The 1,441-nt window shown below is 70.3% G+C and carries 2 protein-coding genes; both read left to right on the top strand.

All coding sequences use genetic code 11. The features are described from left to right. Positions 1–741, top strand: a 741-nt coding sequence (locus tag AC5LUJ_RS08980) for a dihydrolipoamide acetyltransferase family protein (protein WP_493464764.1), incomplete at its 5' end; no start/stop codon positions are given. Positions 742–1,003: 262 nt separating this feature from the next. Next, positions 1,004–1,240 (top strand): hypothetical protein, encoded by a 237-nt coding sequence (locus tag AC5LUJ_RS08975; protein ID WP_250284500.1) that lies wholly within the window; start codon positions 1,004–1,006, stop codon positions 1,238–1,240. Positions 1,241–1,441: the final 201 nt, after the last annotated feature.

Genomic DNA, 1,441 nt, shown 5'->3' with positions numbered 1-1,441 from the left:
CCGGACACCGCCCCGGGTGCCGGCCGGGACCGGGTCCGCCGCATCCCGGTGACGGGCCTCCGACGGGCGGCCGCGCAGGCGATGGTGACCAGCGCGGCGAACGCGCCGCAGGCCACCGAGTTCATCAGCGTGGACGTCACCGAGACGATGGCGGCCCGCGACCGGCTGGCCGCGCTGCCCGAGTTCGCCGACGTCAGGGTGACCCCGCTGCTGTTCGTCGCCAAGGCACTGCTGACGGCCGTCAGCCGCCATCCGATGGTCAATTCCCGCTGGGAGGACGCGGCCGGCGACGAGCCCGCGCGGATCGCCGTCCACGAGTACGTCAACCTCGGGATCGCGGTGGCCTCGCCGCGCGGGCTCGTCGTACCGAACATCGCGGACGCGGACCGGATGAGCCTCGTCGAGCTCGCGCACGCGCTGCACGAGCTGACCGTCACCGCCCGCGCCGGAAAGAGCACACCAGAGGCGCTGCGCGGTGGGACGATCACAATCACCAACGTCGGGGTGTTCGGCGTCGACATCGGAACCCCCCTCCTCAACCCGCCGGAAGCCGCGATCCTCGCGCTGGGAGCGATCCGTCCGATGCCCTGGGTGTACGGGGGTGAGCTGGCTGTCCGGACAGTGGCGCAGCTCGCCCTCACCTTCGACCACCGGATCGTCGACGGCGAGCTCGGCTCCAGGGTGCTCGCGGACGCCGCCCGGATGCTCACCGACCCGGCCGTGGCCCTCGCCTGGAACTGACCCACCGACGACGGCACGGGCAGCCCACCAGGACCGCGATCCGCGACCCCAGGCAGTCGAAATGATACCTTTTGCCACAAACAGGCGAGCGGACCGGGCCCCCAGAGCCATCCACCGGCGTGAACACAACAGAGCGAGCAGGAATCCCAACCAGAGCAAAGCGGGTGGGATGGGGTGGACAACGGAGGAAGAAGCTTGCCTGGTACGGTTGCGCCTTGCTTACGGCTTCCGGTACGGCTTCCGGCACAAAGGGGTGGAACGCATGACGCGCGTGGAGGCACTGCAGGCCGCGGACGAGTTCGTCGCCAAGGTCCTGACCTCCGCAGGCTCCAGCGGACGTTTCAACGGTGCTCTCAACCTCGCTGAACGGGTCGATCTGACGCTGCGGGTCGCGCGGTTCCTCCTGGAGGGGCAGGGCGCCTCCGAGACCGACGACCTGCTCAAGCGGGACATGCGCAACGAACTGGACCAGGCCTTCCCGCCGCTGCGCACGTCCTAGGACACTTCCTGTAGATCCTGAGAACACTTCCCGTAGATCCCGCTCGACGCGGGCGACGATCTGGGCACCGATCCGCGCGGACGCGGATCCATGGCACAAAGGCACAGGCACGGACGCGGCCGGCCTCGGGATGCCGACCTCATCCCGGGGCCAGGCACGGGCCCGCGGTGGCGCGGACGGGGCACCTGCCCGCGCCACCCG

This window comes from Protofrankia sp. CiP1_Cm_nod3 (assembly GCF_982290655.1).
Note: the sequence above shows the minus strand (reverse complement) of the source record. Positions and strands in the feature narration are given on the sequence as shown.